17 protein-coding genes are annotated in these 15,845 nt (G+C 62.6%); 11 read left to right on the forward strand and 6 right to left on the reverse strand.

Annotation, left to right across the window (positions count from 1 at the left end):
- Positions 1 to 8: 8 nt before the first annotated feature.
- From NJD74_RS14220 to NJD74_RS14240, 5 genes are read left to right on the forward strand one after another with little or no spacing between them, the layout of a single operon-like run.
- A complete protein-coding gene (locus NJD74_RS14220) occupies positions 9 to 899 on the forward strand; it encodes an MBL fold metallo-hydrolase (RefSeq protein ID WP_319624525.1) in 891 nt (296 codons plus the stop codon).
- Positions 896 to 1,336, forward strand: a complete 441-nt coding sequence (locus tag NJD74_RS14225; protein ID WP_005413386.1) for a YeeE/YedE family protein — start codon at positions 896 to 898, stop codon at positions 1,334 to 1,336. Before NJD74_RS14220 ends, NJD74_RS14225 begins: the two co-directional genes overlap by 4 nt.
- Positions 1,333 to 1,764, forward strand: coding sequence for a YeeE/YedE family protein (locus tag NJD74_RS14230; protein WP_046272483.1), 432 nt, complete (start codon positions 1,333 to 1,335; stop codon positions 1,762 to 1,764). Before NJD74_RS14225 ends, NJD74_RS14230 begins: the two co-directional genes overlap by 4 nt.
- Positions 1,761 to 2,198 (forward strand): TIGR01244 family sulfur transferase, encoded by a 438-nt coding sequence (locus NJD74_RS14235; protein ID WP_319624413.1) that lies wholly within the window; start codon positions 1,761 to 1,763, stop codon positions 2,196 to 2,198. Before NJD74_RS14230 ends, NJD74_RS14235 begins: the two co-directional genes overlap by 4 nt.
- Before the next feature lie 27 nt (positions 2,199 to 2,225).
- A complete protein-coding gene (locus NJD74_RS14240; RefSeq protein WP_080341470.1) occupies positions 2,226 to 2,987 on the forward strand; it encodes a sulfite exporter TauE/SafE family protein in 762 nt (253 codons plus the stop codon).
- On the opposite strand, the gene chrA is transcribed toward NJD74_RS14240, so the two are convergent.
- From chrA to arsH, 3 genes are read right to left on the reverse strand one after another with little or no spacing between them, the layout of a single operon-like run.
- Positions 2,988 to 4,190 (reverse strand): chromate efflux transporter, encoded by a 1,203-nt coding sequence (gene chrA / locus NJD74_RS14245; protein ID WP_319624414.1) that lies wholly within the window; start codon positions 4,188 to 4,190, stop codon positions 2,988 to 2,990.
- A gap of 54 nt (positions 4,191 to 4,244) precedes the next feature.
- Entirely contained in the window at positions 4,245 to 4,664 is a 420-nt protein-coding gene (gene arsC / locus NJD74_RS14250) for an arsenate reductase (glutaredoxin) (RefSeq protein ID WP_319624415.1), read from the reverse strand.
- Complete coding sequence (gene arsH, locus NJD74_RS14255; protein WP_319624416.1) at positions 4,661 to 5,401, reverse strand: arsenical resistance protein ArsH; 741 nt, start codon at positions 5,399 to 5,401, stop codon at positions 4,661 to 4,663. The genes arsC and arsH overlap by 4 nt, the downstream gene beginning before the upstream one ends.
- A 40-nt stretch (positions 5,402 to 5,441) precedes the next feature.
- Between arsH and NJD74_RS14260 the strand changes: the two genes are divergently transcribed.
- From NJD74_RS14260 to NJD74_RS14280, 5 genes are read left to right on the forward strand one after another with little or no spacing between them, the layout of a single operon-like run.
- On the forward strand, positions 5,442 to 5,756 hold the full coding sequence (locus tag NJD74_RS14260; RefSeq protein ID WP_319624526.1) for a metalloregulator ArsR/SmtB family transcription factor: 315 nt from the start codon (positions 5,442 to 5,444) through the stop codon (positions 5,754 to 5,756).
- A gap of 26 nt (positions 5,757 to 5,782) precedes the next feature.
- Positions 5,783 to 6,274: an arsenate reductase ArsC gene (locus NJD74_RS14265; RefSeq protein WP_319624417.1), complete on the forward strand. Its 492-nt coding sequence runs from the start codon at positions 5,783 to 5,785 to the stop codon at positions 6,272 to 6,274.
- 20 nt (positions 6,275 to 6,294) lie between these two features.
- Positions 6,295 to 7,353 (forward strand): ACR3 family arsenite efflux transporter, encoded by a 1,059-nt coding sequence (arsB, locus tag NJD74_RS14270; protein ID WP_319624418.1) that lies wholly within the window; start codon positions 6,295 to 6,297, stop codon positions 7,351 to 7,353.
- Between the two features lie 3 nt (positions 7,354 to 7,356).
- The gene (trxB, locus tag NJD74_RS14275) at positions 7,357 to 8,343 is read left to right on the forward strand and encodes a thioredoxin-disulfide reductase (RefSeq protein WP_319624419.1); all 987 of its coding nucleotides are present in this window, start codon (positions 7,357 to 7,359) and stop codon (positions 8,341 to 8,343) included.
- A gap of 24 nt (positions 8,344 to 8,367) precedes the next feature.
- Positions 8,368 to 9,453, forward strand: coding sequence for an ArsO family NAD(P)H-dependent flavin-containing monooxygenase (locus NJD74_RS14280; RefSeq protein WP_319624420.1), 1,086 nt, complete (start codon positions 8,368 to 8,370; stop codon positions 9,451 to 9,453).
- Here the strand turns inward: NJD74_RS14280 and NJD74_RS14285 are convergent.
- On the reverse strand, positions 9,414 to 9,947 hold the full coding sequence (locus tag NJD74_RS14285; protein ID WP_080341466.1) for an arsenate reductase ArsC: 534 nt from the start codon (positions 9,945 to 9,947) through the stop codon (positions 9,414 to 9,416). The genes NJD74_RS14280 and NJD74_RS14285 overlap by 40 nt on opposite strands.
- Before the next feature lie 204 nt (positions 9,948 to 10,151).
- On the opposite strand from NJD74_RS14285, the gene NJD74_RS14290 reads away from it, so the two are divergent.
- Entirely contained in the window at positions 10,152 to 10,352 is a 201-nt protein-coding gene (locus tag NJD74_RS14290) for a hypothetical protein (RefSeq protein WP_160298434.1), read from the forward strand.
- Positions 10,353 to 11,325: 973 nt separating this feature from the next.
- Here the strand turns inward: NJD74_RS14290 and NJD74_RS14295 are convergent.
- Both NJD74_RS14295 and NJD74_RS14300 read right to left on the reverse strand, forming a co-directional pair.
- On the reverse strand, positions 11,326 to 12,717 hold the full coding sequence (locus tag NJD74_RS14295; RefSeq protein WP_319624421.1) for an NAD-dependent succinate-semialdehyde dehydrogenase: 1,392 nt from the start codon (positions 12,715 to 12,717) through the stop codon (positions 11,326 to 11,328).
- Between the two features lie 117 nt (positions 12,718 to 12,834).
- A complete protein-coding gene (locus NJD74_RS14300) occupies positions 12,835 to 15,828 on the reverse strand; it encodes a Tn3 family transposase (protein WP_319624422.1) in 2,994 nt (997 codons plus the stop codon).
- Between the last annotated feature and the right edge of the window lie 17 nt (positions 15,829 to 15,845).

Raw genomic sequence — 15,845 nt, forward strand, 5'->3', positions numbered from 1 at the left:
AAGACATCGTGCGTGAAGCGCGAGGTGGCCACACGCCTTCGCCTTGCGTGAAGACGTTCTTCGACCCCGCCACCTTTACGGCCAGCCACGTGGTACGCGACCCCCGGTCTTCGGCGTGCGCCATCATCGACAGCGTTCTTGATTTCGATATGCCCTCTGGACGCACCTCGACCGACTCCGCCGCGGCGCTGGTCCAGTACATTCATGACGAAGGGCTGCAGGTTCAGTGGCTGCTGGAAACGCATGCCCACGCCGATCACCTTTCCGCTGCACCGTGGTTGCAGCGGCAGGTCGGCGGAACGCTTGCCATTGGCGAGCACATCACCGGCGTGCAGGACACCTTCGGCAAGGTTTTCAACGCTGGCAAGGAGTTCAAGCGCGACGGGAGCCAATTCGACCATCTGTTTGCCGATGGCGCGGAGTTCACCGTTGGGAATCTCCAGGCAACTGCCTTGCACGTGCCAGGCCACACCCCTGCGTGCATGGCCTACGTCATAGGGGATGCGGTCTTTCCGGGCGACACTCTGTTCATGCCGGACTACGGCACGGCCCGCTGCGACTTCCCCGGTGGCTCGGCCCGCCAGCTCTATCGCTCCATCCAACGTCTACTGGCCCTGCCGGATGACGCCCGGGTGTTCCTCTGCCACGACTACAAGGCCACGGGCCGGGATCGGTTCGCATGGGAAACCACCATGGGCGCGGAACGAACCGCGAATATCCATGTGCATCAAGGTGTGACGGAGGACATGTTCGTGGAGATGCGTGAGAGCCGCGACGCGACGCTCCCCATGCCGCGCCTGATCCTGCCCTCAGTGCAGGTCAACATGCGCGCGGGCCATCTGCCCGACCCGGATGACAACGGGGTGCGCTACCTCAAACTGCCGGTGGACCTGCTATGACCCTCCCCTCTTTGGCGTGGTACTGGCCCGTCATCGGCGGCCTGATGATCGGTACGGCAGCGGGTGGATTTCTGCTGCTGACCGGTCGCATTGCCGGCGTCTCCGGCTTGCTTGCCAACACTCTTGGCCTGTCGTCCGCTGGCGACCGCTCCTTGTCGGCCCTGTTCCTGGCAGGGCTGCTGGTGGCGTCCGGGCTGGCGCTCGCGGTCAAGCCCATTTCGCTGCCGTCGCTTTCAATCTCCGCTACGCCGTTGTTGGTGTTGGCCGGGCTGCTGGTCGGCTTTGGAACCCGCCTCGGATCTGGCTGCACGAGCGGTCACGGCGTTTGCGGCCTGGCCAGGCTGTCACCACGCTCCATGGTTGCCACGGGCGTTTTCATGCTCATGGGCATGGCGACCGTGGCGGTTGTCCGCATGATGATCGGAGGCGGAACATGATCCGGCTGGCGGCAGTTCTGTGTGGCGCCTTGTTTGGCCTGGGCCTGGTCGTCTCGGACATGGCCAATCCCACGCGCGTACTCGCCTTTCTTGACGTCACAGGCAGGTGGGATCCATCACTGGCACTTGTCATGGCCGGGGCGCTGATTCCGTCAGCGATCGCCTATCGATGGGTCCGCGCACGCAATGCTCCTGTGCTCGCTGCGGCGCTGCACATTCCCAATCAGCGTCAGATCGACCGGAACCTGGTCATTGGCGCGGCAGTGTTTGGCGTTGGGTGGGGGCTGGCAGGCGTATGCCCGGGCCCGGCCATTGCACTGTTGCCAACGGGTCAACCCTTTGCACTCGTTTTCGCGGCCGCCATGGTCGTCGGCATGCTCCTCCACTGGCTCCTCCACCGTCCCCGCTCAACAGAGAATTCGCCATGAATCTGCACTCACTTGCGCCGAGCTTGCATGTGACCGACCAACTGGTTCCCACCGACATACCTGCCTTGAAAAAGGCGGGCATCTCGAGTGTCATCTGTAATAGACCCGACGGCGAGCAGCCGGACCAGCCCGATCACCTTGCACTGCAGGCGGCCTGCTCCAGGGCGGGCCTGGGCTTTGCCTATCTGCCCGTCGTGCCTGGCGGCATCACCGATGGACATGTGCAGCAGTTTGGCGTGCTGCTGGAACAACTGCCTGCACCCATCGTCGCTTACTGCAGGACCGGCACCCGCTCGACGTCGCTATGGGCCCTATCCCAGGTTCGTAACGGCGGCGCTACGCCCGAACAGGTGCTGTGCATTGCCGGTGAGGCTGGTTACGACCTGTCCTCTCTTGCTTCGCGCCTGCGAGGCGCCCCCTCTTCCGCTGCCTAACGGCCAACTGACATGGAAACCCTTTCCCTGTTGCAGCTCGCGCTGGGTGGACTCTCCGGCATTCTGGTGGGCTTCGTACTCGGGCTGGTCGGCGGAGGCGGCTCTATTCTGGCTGTCCCGCTCATGCTTTACCTGGTGGGCATCGACAGTCCACACGTCGCCATCGGTACCAGTGCATTGGCGGTTGCTGCCAATGCACTTTCCAACCTTTTCGTTCATGCCCGCCGGGGAAACGTGAGATGGCCGTGCGCGTCGGTCTTCGCGTTGGCAGGCATCGCTGGCGCCTATCTGGGCTCCAGCTTAGGTAAGGCCGTGGATGGGCAGCGACTATTGTTCATGTTTGCCCTGCTGATGGTCGTGATAGGCATTCTTATGCTGCGCAAACGCAATGCGGAAGGTGATGCAAGCGTCCGCCTCAGCAAAGGGAACATGCCGGCACTACTCGGATTAGGGGCGTTCTCCGGGGCACTCTCCGGATTCTTCGGTATTGGCGGCGGCTTCCTGGTTGTCCCTGGGCTGATGGCCGCCACGGGCATGCCGATGCTGGCCGCAATAGGCAGCTCCCTCGTAGCTGTCTCCGCTTTCGGTCTGACGACTGCCATCAACTATGCTCAATCCGGCCTGGTCAACTGGCCACTTGCTGCCGCATTCGTCGTTGCTGGAAGTGCGGGCGGAATCGCCGGAGCGCGCGCATCAGCAGCGTTGGCAGAGCACCGTGGAGTGTTGAATGTTGCATTCGCGCTACTCATTTTCATGACGGCGGCTTATATGCTCTGGCAGATGCCCTGACTACCGCGCCATCGCCCAACCCGCCATGGCAGCCAGCAACACCACCACGATCGGCGGTGCACGCGCGACGACCAGTAGCCCGAACGCAACCAGCGCCATCGTGACATCCCATCGGTCATGGATCGCACTCGTCCACACCGGGTCGTACAACGCTGCCAGCAGGATCCCGACGACCCCGGCGTTGACGCCTGCAATTGAAGCCTGCAGATCCTTGCGGTGGCGCAGCGACTCCCAGAAGGGCAGCACTCCTACGAGCACGAGAACGGCAGGCATGAAAATGACCGCCAACAGCGTAAGACCTCCCGCCCAGCCACTCAACGGACCCGCGGCCATGGCCCCCAGGTACGCTGCGAATGTGAAAAGAGGGCCCGGCACCGCCTGCGCCGCACCGTACCCGGCGAGCAGATCTGCCGTGCTCACGGTGCCGCTCTGGACAACCGCGGTCTGCAGCAATGGCAGCACGACGTGGCCGCCGCCAAAGACCAGGGCGCCGGCGCGGTAGACCCCCTCCAACAGCATGGCCAGGGGGGATCCGCTCGCCGCGGCCCACACCGGCAGCAGAACAAGTGGCAGCACCAGTAGCACCAGTGCCACCGTGCCGGTTCTTCGCGAGACGGGATAGCCGCCGTCTGATTGGCCGGAAACTGGTTCGATCTTCAGCATCCAGCGACCGAGCAGTCCGCTGAAGATGATCACCACGATCTGGCCGACGACCGAGGGCATGGCCAAGGTCAACACAGCGGCAACAAATGCCATCCCTGCGCGCAGACGGTCCGGGCACAGGGACCGGGCCATTCCCCATACCGCTTGGGCCACCACGGCAACTGCCACGATCTTCAGGCCATGCAGCCAGCCGGATTCAACGATGCCCTGGTATCCGGCAACGCCCAAGGCAAACAGGATCATCAGCACGGCCGAGGGCAGGGTAAAGCCTGCCCAGGCGGCCACCAGACCAGGCCAGCCGGCTCGACGCAGGCCAAGCGCCATTCCAACCTGGCTGCTGGCCGGGCCCGGAAGTAGTTGGCACAGGGCCACCAGATCGGAATAGCTACGGTCCGTCAGCCAACGGCGACGCTCGACGAACTCGTGGCGGAAATAGCTCAGGTGGGCAATCGGGCCGCCGAACGACGTCAGTCCCAGTCGCAGGAACACCAGGAAGACGCGCCACGCGCTTTCGGTTGTTGCGGGATCGAGCGGCGACATAGGGCATGACCTCCTGTGGTTCTCAACGGCAGCGAGCCCAGCCAAGCAATGGGATCACGGCGTCGAGCTTCCGGTATGCCCGGTCACCCACTCTCCATCTTCCTTTCGGAACGGTCCGGGCAGCGGCGGCAGGATGTCCAGCACCACTTCTGATGGCCGACACAGACGGGTACCCCTATCGGTTTGTACCAAAGGACGATTGATGAGTATCGGGTGCGTCAGCATCGCATCAAGCAGCGCGTCGTCGCTCAGTGCTGCATTGCCCAGTGCCAGCTCGTCATACGGCGTGCCCTTCTGCCGGATGGCATCACGCACGTTCAACCCTGCGGCCGTGATGAGGTCGACCAGGCGCGCGCGGCTGGGCGGGTGGGCCAGGTAGTCGATCACTTCCGGTTCGATCCCGGCGAAGCGGATCAGCGCGAGTGTGTTGCGCGAGGTGCCGCACTTGGGGTTGTGGTAGATGACAGCGTTCACGCACTTTCCTCCTGATTCAAAATGGTCTCGACCACGCCTGCAGCGGCCGCCAGCGCCGCCGCTTCAACGGCGCCCTTGCGCTCGCTGTAGCGGTCGACCAGGTAGTCACTGCGCCCGCGCACCAGCAGGGTGAACTTGACCAGTTCCTCCATCACGTCCACCACGCGATCGTAATACGCCGAAGGCTTCATTCGACCTTCGTCGTCGAACTCCTGCCACGCTTTGGCGACCGACGACTGGTTGGGGATCGTCACCATCCGCATCCATCGGCCGAGCACGCGCAGCGCGTTGACCACGTTGAACGATTGCGAGCCACCGCAGACCTGCATCACTGCCAGGGTGCGACCTTGGGTCGGGCGCACGCTCCCCTCTTCCAGCGGTAGCCAGTCAATCTGGTTCTTAAACAAGGCGGTCAAAGTGCCGTGGCGTTCCGGGCTGATCCACACGTGCCCTTCAGACCACAAAGAAGCCTGGCGCAGCTCCTGCACCTTGGGGTGTGAGGCGGGCACCGAATCGAGCAGCGGCAGCTCATGCGGATCAAACACTCGGGTCTCCGCGCCCAGATGTTCCAGCAGCCGCTGCGCCTCCAAAGCCAGCTTGCGGCTGAACGACTGCGGGCGCAGGGAACCGTACAAGATCAGGATGCGGGGCCGGTGCGGCGCGGCATTCGTCTCGCTCAGCTTTTCGGCCACCGGAGGGTTCAAGGCGCCCGGGACGACATTGGGAAGTTGTTGCATGGGGGTTGTCCTGCCTATTCGCTTCGACTATTCTATAAGAATGGAACATACAACCGCAACCCACGCCCTCGCCGCCTTGGGCCACGCCACTCGGCTTTCCATCTTCCGCCTGCTGGTCCAGGCCGGAAGTGGCGGCAAGCTGGCCGGCGATATTGCCCAAGCCCTCTCTCTTCCTGGTGCCACCCTCTCCTTCCATCTGAAGGAGTTGCTGGCCGCCGGCCTGATTACCGCCGAGCAGCGCGGTCGCACCATCTGCTACCGGGCCGAGTTTGAGGCGATGAGCGCGCTGGTGACCTACCTGACCGAAAACTGCTGCGCCGACGAACAGGCCTGCGAACGTCCTGCTGGCTGCTGACCTCCTCCCTTTTAGAGATCGCTTAAATGACCCGTCGTGTTCTGTTCTTGTGTACTGGCAACTCCGCCCGCAGCGTGCTTGCCGAATCGACCCTTAAAAAATGGGGCGAAGGCCGCTATCTCTCCTTCAGTGCGGGCAGCCAGCCGGCCGGTCGCGTCAATCCCTTTGCCATTGCCCAGCTGGAGCGCGAAGGCTTCCCGGTCGAGGGCATGCGAAGCAAGTCCTGGGACGAATTTGCCGAAGCCGATGCCGCTGCCATGGACCTGATCGTCACCGTGTGTGACAGCGCGGCCGCCGAGGCGTGCCCGGTGGTGTTTGGTGACTTCGTACGCGTGCATTGGGGCCTGTTCGACCCGGCCGGCGTGGAAGGTTCGGATGCGCAGAAGGCAGAAGCCTTTGACCGTGCCCATCAGACCATCAAGCGACGCCTGCAGGCCTTCGTGGAGATTCCTGACAGCGCCTGGGACGACCGCGCGGCGCTGAAGGCCCGCCTCGACCCGATCGCGCAGATCAACTAACCGCTTTTCCGAGACCCGCCATGACCACTGATTCCACCCGCCTGTCCTTCCTGGACCGGTACCTTACGCTCTGGATCTTCCTGGCGATGGCCTTGGGCGTCGGCGTCGGCGCGATGTTCGAAGGCGTGCCCAGCGCGCTCAACAGCCTGTCGATCGGATCGACCAACATCCCGATCGCCATTGGCCTGATCCTGATGATGTATCCGCCGCTGGCCAAGGTGAAGTACGAAGAGCTGCCCAAGGTGTTCGCCGACAAGCGCGTACTGATGCTCTCTCTGGTGCAGAACTGGATCATCGGTCCGTTCCTGATGTTCGGCCTGGCGGTGCTGTTCCTGCGCGATTACCCCGAATACATGACCGGCCTGATCCTGATCGGCCTGGCACGCTGCATCGCCATGGTGCTGGTGTGGAACCAGCTTGCCCGCGGTGATGGGCAGTATGTGGCGGGCTTGGTGGCTTTCAACTCGATCTTCCAGATCGCGCTGTTCAGTGTGTATGCGTGGTTCTTCCTGTCGTGGTTGCCGCCGGTGTTCGGCCTGGAGGGTAGCGTGATCGACGTCAGCTTCTGGACCATTGCCGAGGCGGTGCTGATCTATCTTGGTATCCCCTTCCTCGCGGGGTTCCTCACCAGCCGCTGGCTCAAGGCGCGCAAGGGCGTGCGTTGGTATGAAGAGAAGTTCCTGCCGGCGATCAGTCCGATCACCCTGGCGGCGCTGCTCTTCACGATCGTTGCCATGTTCAGCCTGAAGGGAGGCGATGTGCTGCGCATCCCGATGGATGCAGTGCGCATCGCGATCCCGTTGACGCTGTATTTCATCATTCAGTTCGTGCTGAGTTTCCTGATGGGCAAGTTCATTGCCAAGGACTACCCACGCACCACGGCGATCGCCTTCACTGCCGCAGGCAACAACTTCGAGCTGGCCATTGCGGTCGCTATTGCCGCCTTTGGCCTGGCCTCGCCGGTCGCCTTCGCGGCGGTCATCGGTCCGCTGGTGGAGGTGCCGGTGTTGATCCTGTTGGTCCATGTCGCCTTGCGGCTGGGCAAGCGCTACTTTCCTGCCGACGCACGGAGTCACTGAGTCATGGGCACGACCCGACACATCCCGCTGTTGATCCTCGGTTCCGGCCCGGCCGGCTGGACGGCAGCGGTCTACGCCGCCCGCGCCAACCTGAAGCCGGTGGTGATCACCGGCCTGCAGCAGGGCGGCCAGCTGATGACCACCACCGAGGTGGACAACTGGCCGGGCGATGCCCACGGCCTGATGGGCCCGGACCTGATGGCGCGCATGCAGGCCCACGCCGAGCGCTTCGAAACCGAAGTGATCTTCGACCACATCCACACCGCCGATGTCACCCAGCGCCCGTTCAAGCTGATCGGCGACAGCGCCGAGTACACCTGCGACGCGCTGATCATCGCCACCGGCGCCACCGCCAAGTACCTGGGCATTCCCACCGAGGAAGCCTTCAAGGGCCGCGGCGTGTCGGCCTGCGCCACCTGCGACGGCTTCTTCTACCGTGACCAGGACGTGGTCGTGGTCGGCGGCGGCAACACTGCCGTGGAAGAAGCGCTGTACCTGTCCAACATTGCCCGCAAGGTCTACCTGGTCCACCGCCGCGACACCCTGAAGGCGGAAAAGATCATGCAGGACAAGCTGTTCGCCAAGGTTGCCTCGGGCAAGATCGAAACCGTGTGGCACCATCAGGTGGAAGAAGTGCTGGGCAATGACGCCGGCGTCACCGGCGTGCGCGTGAAGTCCACTCTGGACGGCAGCGCCCGCGACATCGACGCCCACGGCTTCTTCGTGGCCATCGGGCACCACCCCAACACCAGCCTGTTCGACGGCCAGCTGACCATGAACAACGGTTACCTGGAGATCCGCTCGGGCCTGGGCGGCAACGCCACCCAGACCTCGGTGGAAGGCGTGTTCGCCGCCGGCGACGTGGCCGACCAGCACTACCGCCAGGCCATCACCTCGGCTGGCTTCGGCTGCATGGCCGCGCTGGACGCAGAGCGCTACCTGGATGCACTCAAGATCTCCGATCAACACCAGCGAAAGAACGCCGCCTGAGTGCGGTGGCGCGAGGGAGCGCAGATGGACAGCGTCGATGTGGTGGTAATCGGAGGTGGCCAATCGGGTCTTTCGGCCGGCTATTTCCTGCGTCGCAGCGGGTTGTCCTATGTAATTCTCGATGCGGAAGCGTCGCCTGGCGGCGCATGGCAGCATGCCTGGCACTCCTTGCATCTGTTTTCCCCTGCGGGCTGGAGCTCCATTCCCGGATGGCCCATGCCCGCCAGCCAAGGCCCCTACCCTGCGCGTGCCGAAGTGCTCGCTTATCTGGCGCAGTACGAAAGAAAATATGCGCTGCCAGTTCTTCGCCCTATCCGCGTGCAACGAGTCAGCCGCGCCGGCGAACGGCTGCGGGTGGTGGCCAGCGACGGTCAGCAATGGTTGGCGCGGGCGGTGATCAGCGCCACCGGGACATGGGGGGAAGCCTACACGCCTGAGTACGAAGGGTTGGAGTCATTTGCGGGGATCCAGCTGCACTCCGCTCACTACAGCACCCCTGCACCGTTCGCCGGAATGCGGGTGGCCATCATCGGCGGTGGCAATTCCGGTGCGCAGATTCTGGCCGAAGTATCGACGGTGGCGGAAACCACCTGGATCACACAGCACGAACCGGCGTTCCTGGCCGATGATGTCGACGGCCGCGTGCTCTTTGAACGCGCCACTGAACGATGGAAGGCGCAGCAGGAAGGTAGGGAGCCCGACCTGCCGCAAGGCGGTTTCGGCGATATTGTGATGGTGCCGCCGGTGCTCGAAGCGCGGGCGCGAGGGGTACTCGCCGCCGTCCCGCCGCCGTCTCGCTTCTCCCCCACCGGCATGCAATGGACTGACGGCACCGAACGTGCGTTCGATGCGGTTATCTGGTGTACCGGCTTCCGCCCGGCGTTGTCGCACTTGGACGATCTGCCGCTGCTTAACGTGCAGGGCCAGATCGAAATGGATCACTCCAAAGTTCGCTCTGTTGCAGAACCGTCGGTCTGGCTACTGGGCTATGGCGACTGGAACGGCATGGCGTCGGCCACATTAATCGGCGTTACACGCTACGCGCGCGAAGCGGTCAGGCAGATCAGCGACTACCTCCGACCCTCGAATTCGTCGACACCCGGTGAGTGATCTGCGCCAACGTCGGCGAGGCTGCGCGCCTCTGTCTGCAGTGTCATGCGGTCCAATGCTTCAGGCTTAAGCGCAAGCAACAACGTCAGGCGATGTTGAAGCTGATGAAGTGCTGTCAGGAAGGCCTTATGGACCTGCTCCTCACTTCCGTGCACCGCCGCCGGGTCGGGAATGCCCCAATGAGCCGTGACCGGATGACCAGGCCAAACCGGGCATGCCTCGCCTGCTGCACGATCGCACACCGTCACGATCAGATTCATGTGCGGCGCATCGGGGCCCGCGAAGACCTCCCACGGCTTGCTGGACAGATTCTCTATCTCGAAACCCGTCTCCTCAAGCACTTGGATGGCCATGGGGTGGACAACGCCCTTCGGATGGCTTCCTGCGCTATAGGCGTGCAACCGCTCGCGCCCAAGATGGTTGGCCAGAGCCTCGGCGATGATGCTCCGGGCTGAGTTGCCCGTGCAGAGGAAAAGAACGTTCAACTTTCTCATGCTCTTTAAACCATCTATCCGGAATAATGGAAGTATTCTCCGGCTGTGTGGCTGTTCAATGACAGTCTGTGCCAGAACTTCCCGCCATCGCCGTTGAGCGGCGGTAGGCGGCTTGCAGTGGGCAAAGTCTGCACGGTGGAGCAGCCTAGCCGCAGGTTGCCCAGGTGAATTTGGCTACAATTGAGCTAAATAATGGTGGCATCCATGACCAGCAAGGCTCAGCGCCAACAGGCGCTCGTTGAAGCCAAGGCTTCGCTCCGATTAGAAGGCTTGCCCATTTCGACGCGCGATGATGACCTCTACGCGGCGGCCGTTGAGGGATCTATCTCAGGGACGCTTCGCGATGTCGTTTTGGCGCGAATTCGCGCTGAACTGGCATCAGAGACGAAGCTTGGCCGTCGATAGGCGGGACAGCTCGGCCGAACGTGCCTTTCAAATCCCGCAATTCATGGCACGTAGTTGCCCCAGTCCAGGGACGTCCTCAGCGCAACGGTCGCAACAGGGCCGAGGGGAAAGGCGGAGATGGGTGTTGCGTACTCGCCGGGTGCGAACGCAACACCTGAGGGGATGCGCGAGGCGCAACGGGTTCCATCCCCTTTCGAGAAGAAATGCCTGCGGTGCCGGGCATTTGCGAGCGCAACGCTTTGGATATGTACCAAGAATGCGAAATGCATGATGCGCCGTCTTTTGCTGGTCTGCCTCTCGATGTAGTTCCGCTCCCCTTCCCAAGACCCACCATGGACGAGACAGCGAGACATGGCAGAAGCTAGGCCGTAGCCGACACAAAACCCCATTCGCACCCCTGGCTACCGCTCCCGACATCGCTGCCAGTCGCCTGCAGCAGCATGGACCTGCTCCCATCCATTCGGGAGTTTCCGGAACGCCTGACCGCCGATACATGCTGTTCCCGAACGCTTGGAGTCCTCTGATCCCAAGGGTGGCAGGTTCATCACGCTGTCCGACGGTCCCGGGCGCCCGGCGCGTTGGGCCTCAGCTGACAGAGTACGGGCCTCAACGCGTTCGCAGTAAGCTTTCATGCCGGGATGTGGGTGATTCGGCCACGCCAATTCTTCGCAATTGAACGGCGTGGTGCTCTTCGACATCGAGTTGTAGGCCGCCTTGGGCGCCGGAGGCAACGGCTTGGGTCGGGGACCCGTTGCAGAATGCACTTGCGCCAGCGAAGAGCAGGCAAGCGAAAAAAGCAGCAATCCTGCTGAAATCCTTTTGAGCATGAGCTTCCCCCTGTGCTGGGGGAAGCTTACCGCTTCAAGCCTGCGCCCGACGAGCGTCGGAGCCGCTACGCCCGACGCCCTACCCGGCTCTGCCAACGCACGCAGGCGCAGAGTCCGGCAGCCCGGTGCCGGTGCCGGTGCCGAAATCAAGCCGACGCTGTAGCCGCAATCTTGATCGACTTGACGTTCACGAACTCCTTCAGACCTTCCGGACCATGCTCGCGGCCATAGCCCGACGCCTTCACACCGCCAAACGGAAGCGTTGGCGATGCCACGTCGAAGGTGTTGATGAAGATCATGCCGGTGTCGAAGTACTTGGTGGCCAGCTCCCGGGCACGTTGCACGTCGCGGCTGAAGATGCCGCCGCCCAGGCCGTAGCGGCTGTCGTTGGCGATGCGCATCGCATCCTCATCGTCCTCGGCGCGGATGATGGCCGCTGCAGGGCCGAACAGCTCATCCTCGTAGGCCACCTGCCCCGGCGCCACATCCGCCAGCACCGTGGCCGGATAGAACCAGCCCGTGCGGTCCGGTACTTCGCCGCCAACCACCAGGCGTGACCCCTGGGAGACGCTCTTGGTCACCTGTTCGTGCAGCTTGTCGCGCTGCGCCTTGGAGACCATCGGGCCGAGCTGCGTGTTGTCCGCATTCGGGTCGCCCATCCGGATCGCTTCGAAGGCCTCTGCATAGGCGCTCACGAAGGCCTCGTAATTCTTCTTTGTCACGATGAAGCGCTTGGCGTTGACGCAGGTCTGCCCGTTGTTGAACAGGCGGCCTTTGACGCAGGTCGCCACCGCCAGCTCCAGGTCGGCGTCGTCCAGCACCAGATAGGCGTCATTCGAGCCCAGCTCAAGCACCGTCTTCTTGAGTGCCGCGCCGGCCTTGGCGGCCACGGTGCGTCCCGCGGCCTCGCTACCGGTCAGCGTCACCGCGCGCACCAGGTCGTTCTCCACGATGTCATTGGACTGGTCGTGGGTGATCAGCAGCACCCCAAACAGCCCCTTGGGCAGCCCGGCGCTTTCGTAGATGTCACGCAGCAGCAGCCCACTCCCGGTGCAGCTCTCGGCATGCTTGAGCAACACCCCGTTGCCCGCCATCAGGCTGGCGATGGAATAGCGGATGGCCTGATAGGCCGGGAAGTTCCACGGCTGAATGCCGTAAACCACGCCGATCGGGGCGTGAGTCACGATGCCGGTGGCGCCCTCCACCTCGCGCTCTTCATCGGCCAGGGCGACGGGCCCTTGCTTGGCGGTGTAGTCGCAGATACTGGCGCACAGCTCGACTTCGGTACGGCTGTCTTCAATGAGCTTGCCGACCTCGTCGGTCATCAGCTGCGCAAACTCTTCCTTGCGCGCACGAAGCGCCTTGGCGATGTCCGCGATGACTTTCGCTCGCTCATCCAGACTGCGCAAACGCCACTGAAGAAATGCGTCATGGCTTGCCTTCACCGTGGCGGCGGCTTCGCCGTCTGACATGTAGGAATAGGTGGCGAGCACCTCTTCGGTCAGCGGATTGATGGTCGTGAGTTGCTTGTTTGGCATGGGAAGAGAGGCTTTACGTAGAGGGTCGGCAGGGAATCATTACGTACAGGGCCAAAAGCTGCCTAAGCGACTGAATTTCAAGGTTGATTGCTCATCTCTCGGGCAGGTTCTCCCCATCTATGGGGTCTGTTCAAGCACCTTGGCTGTGTAGCTCAGCGGCGCCACTTCCCTTTCAAGATCCAGGTGGTAATCGCCGAAGCGATTGATGTGGCTGGTCCGATAAGGCGACAGGCCGGCCAGGATCTCGGGCGTCAGTTCAATCCCCTCCTTCCTCATCTCGGCCAAGGTCCGGCTCATGCCTTCCACGTTGTGGAGGATGATCATGTTGGCCACCAGCTGGCTGTACTTGATGATCTTGCGCTGCTCGTGTTGGACGTTCTCAGCAATGATCCCCTGGCTGCCAAAGAACACCCATTTCACGAAGCCGTTGTATTCCTCGCTCTTGTTGGTGGCAGCATGGATCGTTTTGCGGATCTCATTGTCATCAATGTAGCGCAGCAAGAACAGCGTTCGAACGGCCTTGCCAAGTTCCCGGAAGGCGAAGTACAGCTTGTTCTTCCGGCTGTAGGTGCCCAGCCGGCGCAGGATCGAGGACGCGGTGATCTTGCCCAATCGGATTGAGATCACCACCCGCAGCATGTCGTGGAGATGGGTGGCGATCAGTTGCCAGTCGATGCTGTCCCCGAACAGTGCCTGGATGTTCTTATAAGCCCTACCCGGTTCGGGCCGAAAGAATGTCAGGTCCTTGATGTTCCGGATCCGGGGCATCAGCTGGATGCCCAGCATGTGGGCCAGGCCGAAGACCGGGTAGCTTTGGGCCTGCGTGTCGCCATGGACGATCTCAGGCTGGATGTCGGAAGTGTTGGCCAACAGACCGTCGAGGATGTAGATGCCCTCGTGCACGCCACAGGGAATGAAGTGGCTGAAGAGCGCCACGTATTTATCGGACACATGGTAGTAGCCGATGCCACCGTAGCCGCCGTAGCGGATGTGATACTCCGACAGCAGGTTGTCCTCGTACACGCTCCACTTCGTGCCATCAGCTGATGCGCTCTTGCCGCTGCCCCAATAGCCAGGCAGGTCGAATTTGTTGTAGGTATTGATGACCTCCACGATGGCCTTCTCAAGCACATCCTCGGTCACGTATTTCAGGTTGAGCCAAGCGACTTGGCGCCGGCTGAAGCCCTTGATCGACCGCGCCGTCTGCGTCGGCCCCAGGTTGCAGCCATAGCAAAATAGCGTGGTGATCACACGTCGGGGCAGATCTTCGACCTGGCTCTCGGTGCCGGCGATCGGGCGGAAGAAACGGTGCAGATCCAGCCATTGGCTAGCATCGATCAGGACATTGACGATGCTGGATTCTGGAAGCCGTTCGGCGATGAGGCGATCCACCGTGGTAATCGCGCTGGAGACTTCGGCGCGTTGCCCCTTCCGCAGCACCAGGCGCCCATCCAGGATGTCCGCATGTACGTTCTCCGGGAAACGCGCGTCGACCTCATCGGCCAGGGAGGTCAATTGTGCGCGCAATCCCGCCACGAAAGACTCGGCGTCGGTGGGCAGGCCTGAGACCTGGCCATAGGCTTCCAGTTCTTGGGCAAAGGTGGCTTCATCGACCAACTGCTCACGGTAGTCATCAAACCGTTTGCTGCTGGGAATGAAGAGATCTCCGGACTTAAGTTCGTCCTTGACCTGCACCAGCACGGCCAGCTCGAAGTACTTACGGTGCATCCAGCCGGCGCCGGCTGCACTGGCCCGCTTGCCGAACACGTGCTGACGCCAGAGCTTGGACATCCAGTCAAAGTCCTTTTCCGGGTCCAAACCGAGGGAGGCGACCTCGATCAGCTCACGGCGCTGCTTGCGCAGCGAGAGCACCGCTGCGATCAGCGGCTCCATGCCGGCATCGTGGCTGGTCGCCCGAAGTTTCATCAGCTCCAGCCCATTGAACAGCAGCGGCCTGACCGCGCCATAGGGCTGCAGCATGAATGGCAGGTAGTTCTTCCCGGCGTAGGCCATATGTTCTTCGCATTCGGCCAGCAAGGTCGACACTTCCGCTTCCAGGCTGTTGTCGATGGCATCCACGCGCTGACTATCGCTGCCGTCGAGCTGATAGGCCTGCAGGATCTCCTTGAGCTGGCCGATGAGGAAGTCGGCCCGCTTGGCATGTTCGAGCTGGTAGGCCAGCAGCTTCTGCTGGGCCGTGTTCTCCAGCCCGCGCACCTGCTTGATGAACAACTCGGCTGCATCATCGAGTGTCTTGGCATGCTGGGCGCGAATGAAGATGGTGGCCAGCGCATAGCGCTTGTCCGGAGCCAGTTCGGCCAGCTCGCTGGCGTCATAGGCCCGAGCCATTGCACGGAACTGCTTGAGCTTGGGCACCGGCACATCAATGGGAGGCAGCTGGTCGGCCAACTGCTGCAGCATGCGGATGTGCTGCAGGTAGAACCGAACTTCCTTGTTGGTGGGCCGGCCGGGCTCGCGCTTGAGTGATTGCCAGCCGGTGAACCTGGACCCTTCCGGTGCGCGCAGCAGTTCGTCGATGAGCGTGCGCGTGGCGGGCGTCAGCGCGTGGCTGATACTGCGGTAGTAGCCCAGGTTGACCCGCTCGCGGGCACCGATGGCGGCCAGCTCCAGGGTGCGGAAACCGGGCAGTTCGTAGCGATGGTGCACCAGCTCTTCGAGCAGGACGTTCACGATGTCCGGGATGGTGTGCTTGGTCTGGGCTGCTCCGGTGGCCACGGTGTCCAGCCAAGCCAAGCCCGATTTATCCAGGGGACGTACCCCGATGAATTGCCAAAGCTGCGGCATATGCCGGCGCTGGCTGCCGGAGGCGTCATAGCGTTCGAGCTGGTCGGTGTCCAATACGCGCCCGAGTCGGGCGGCCTTGGCGATGTGCTTCCGGATCCGCTCGGGCACTTCGGCCAACACTGTGAAGTAACCCAAGCGCTGGAAGAGCTTGAGATGGATCAGTACCGCCAGTTGCGGACCCGGCTGGGTGGTCAGCTGCTTGGCGAATGCAATCTCAGCGGCGGTGGGGGTATAGATCTCCTCCAGTTCCTTGGCGGTGGGATCAGGCTTCAGTCGCGGGTAGGCGGTCTCGTGAAGGGTAGCCATTGGATCCGGAGGGTGTG

Source organism: Stenotrophomonas sp. RG-453 (assembly GCF_033843685.1).
In the GTDB taxonomy this organism is placed as follows: Bacteria; Pseudomonadota; Gammaproteobacteria; order Xanthomonadales; family Xanthomonadaceae; genus Stenotrophomonas; species Stenotrophomonas bentonitica_A.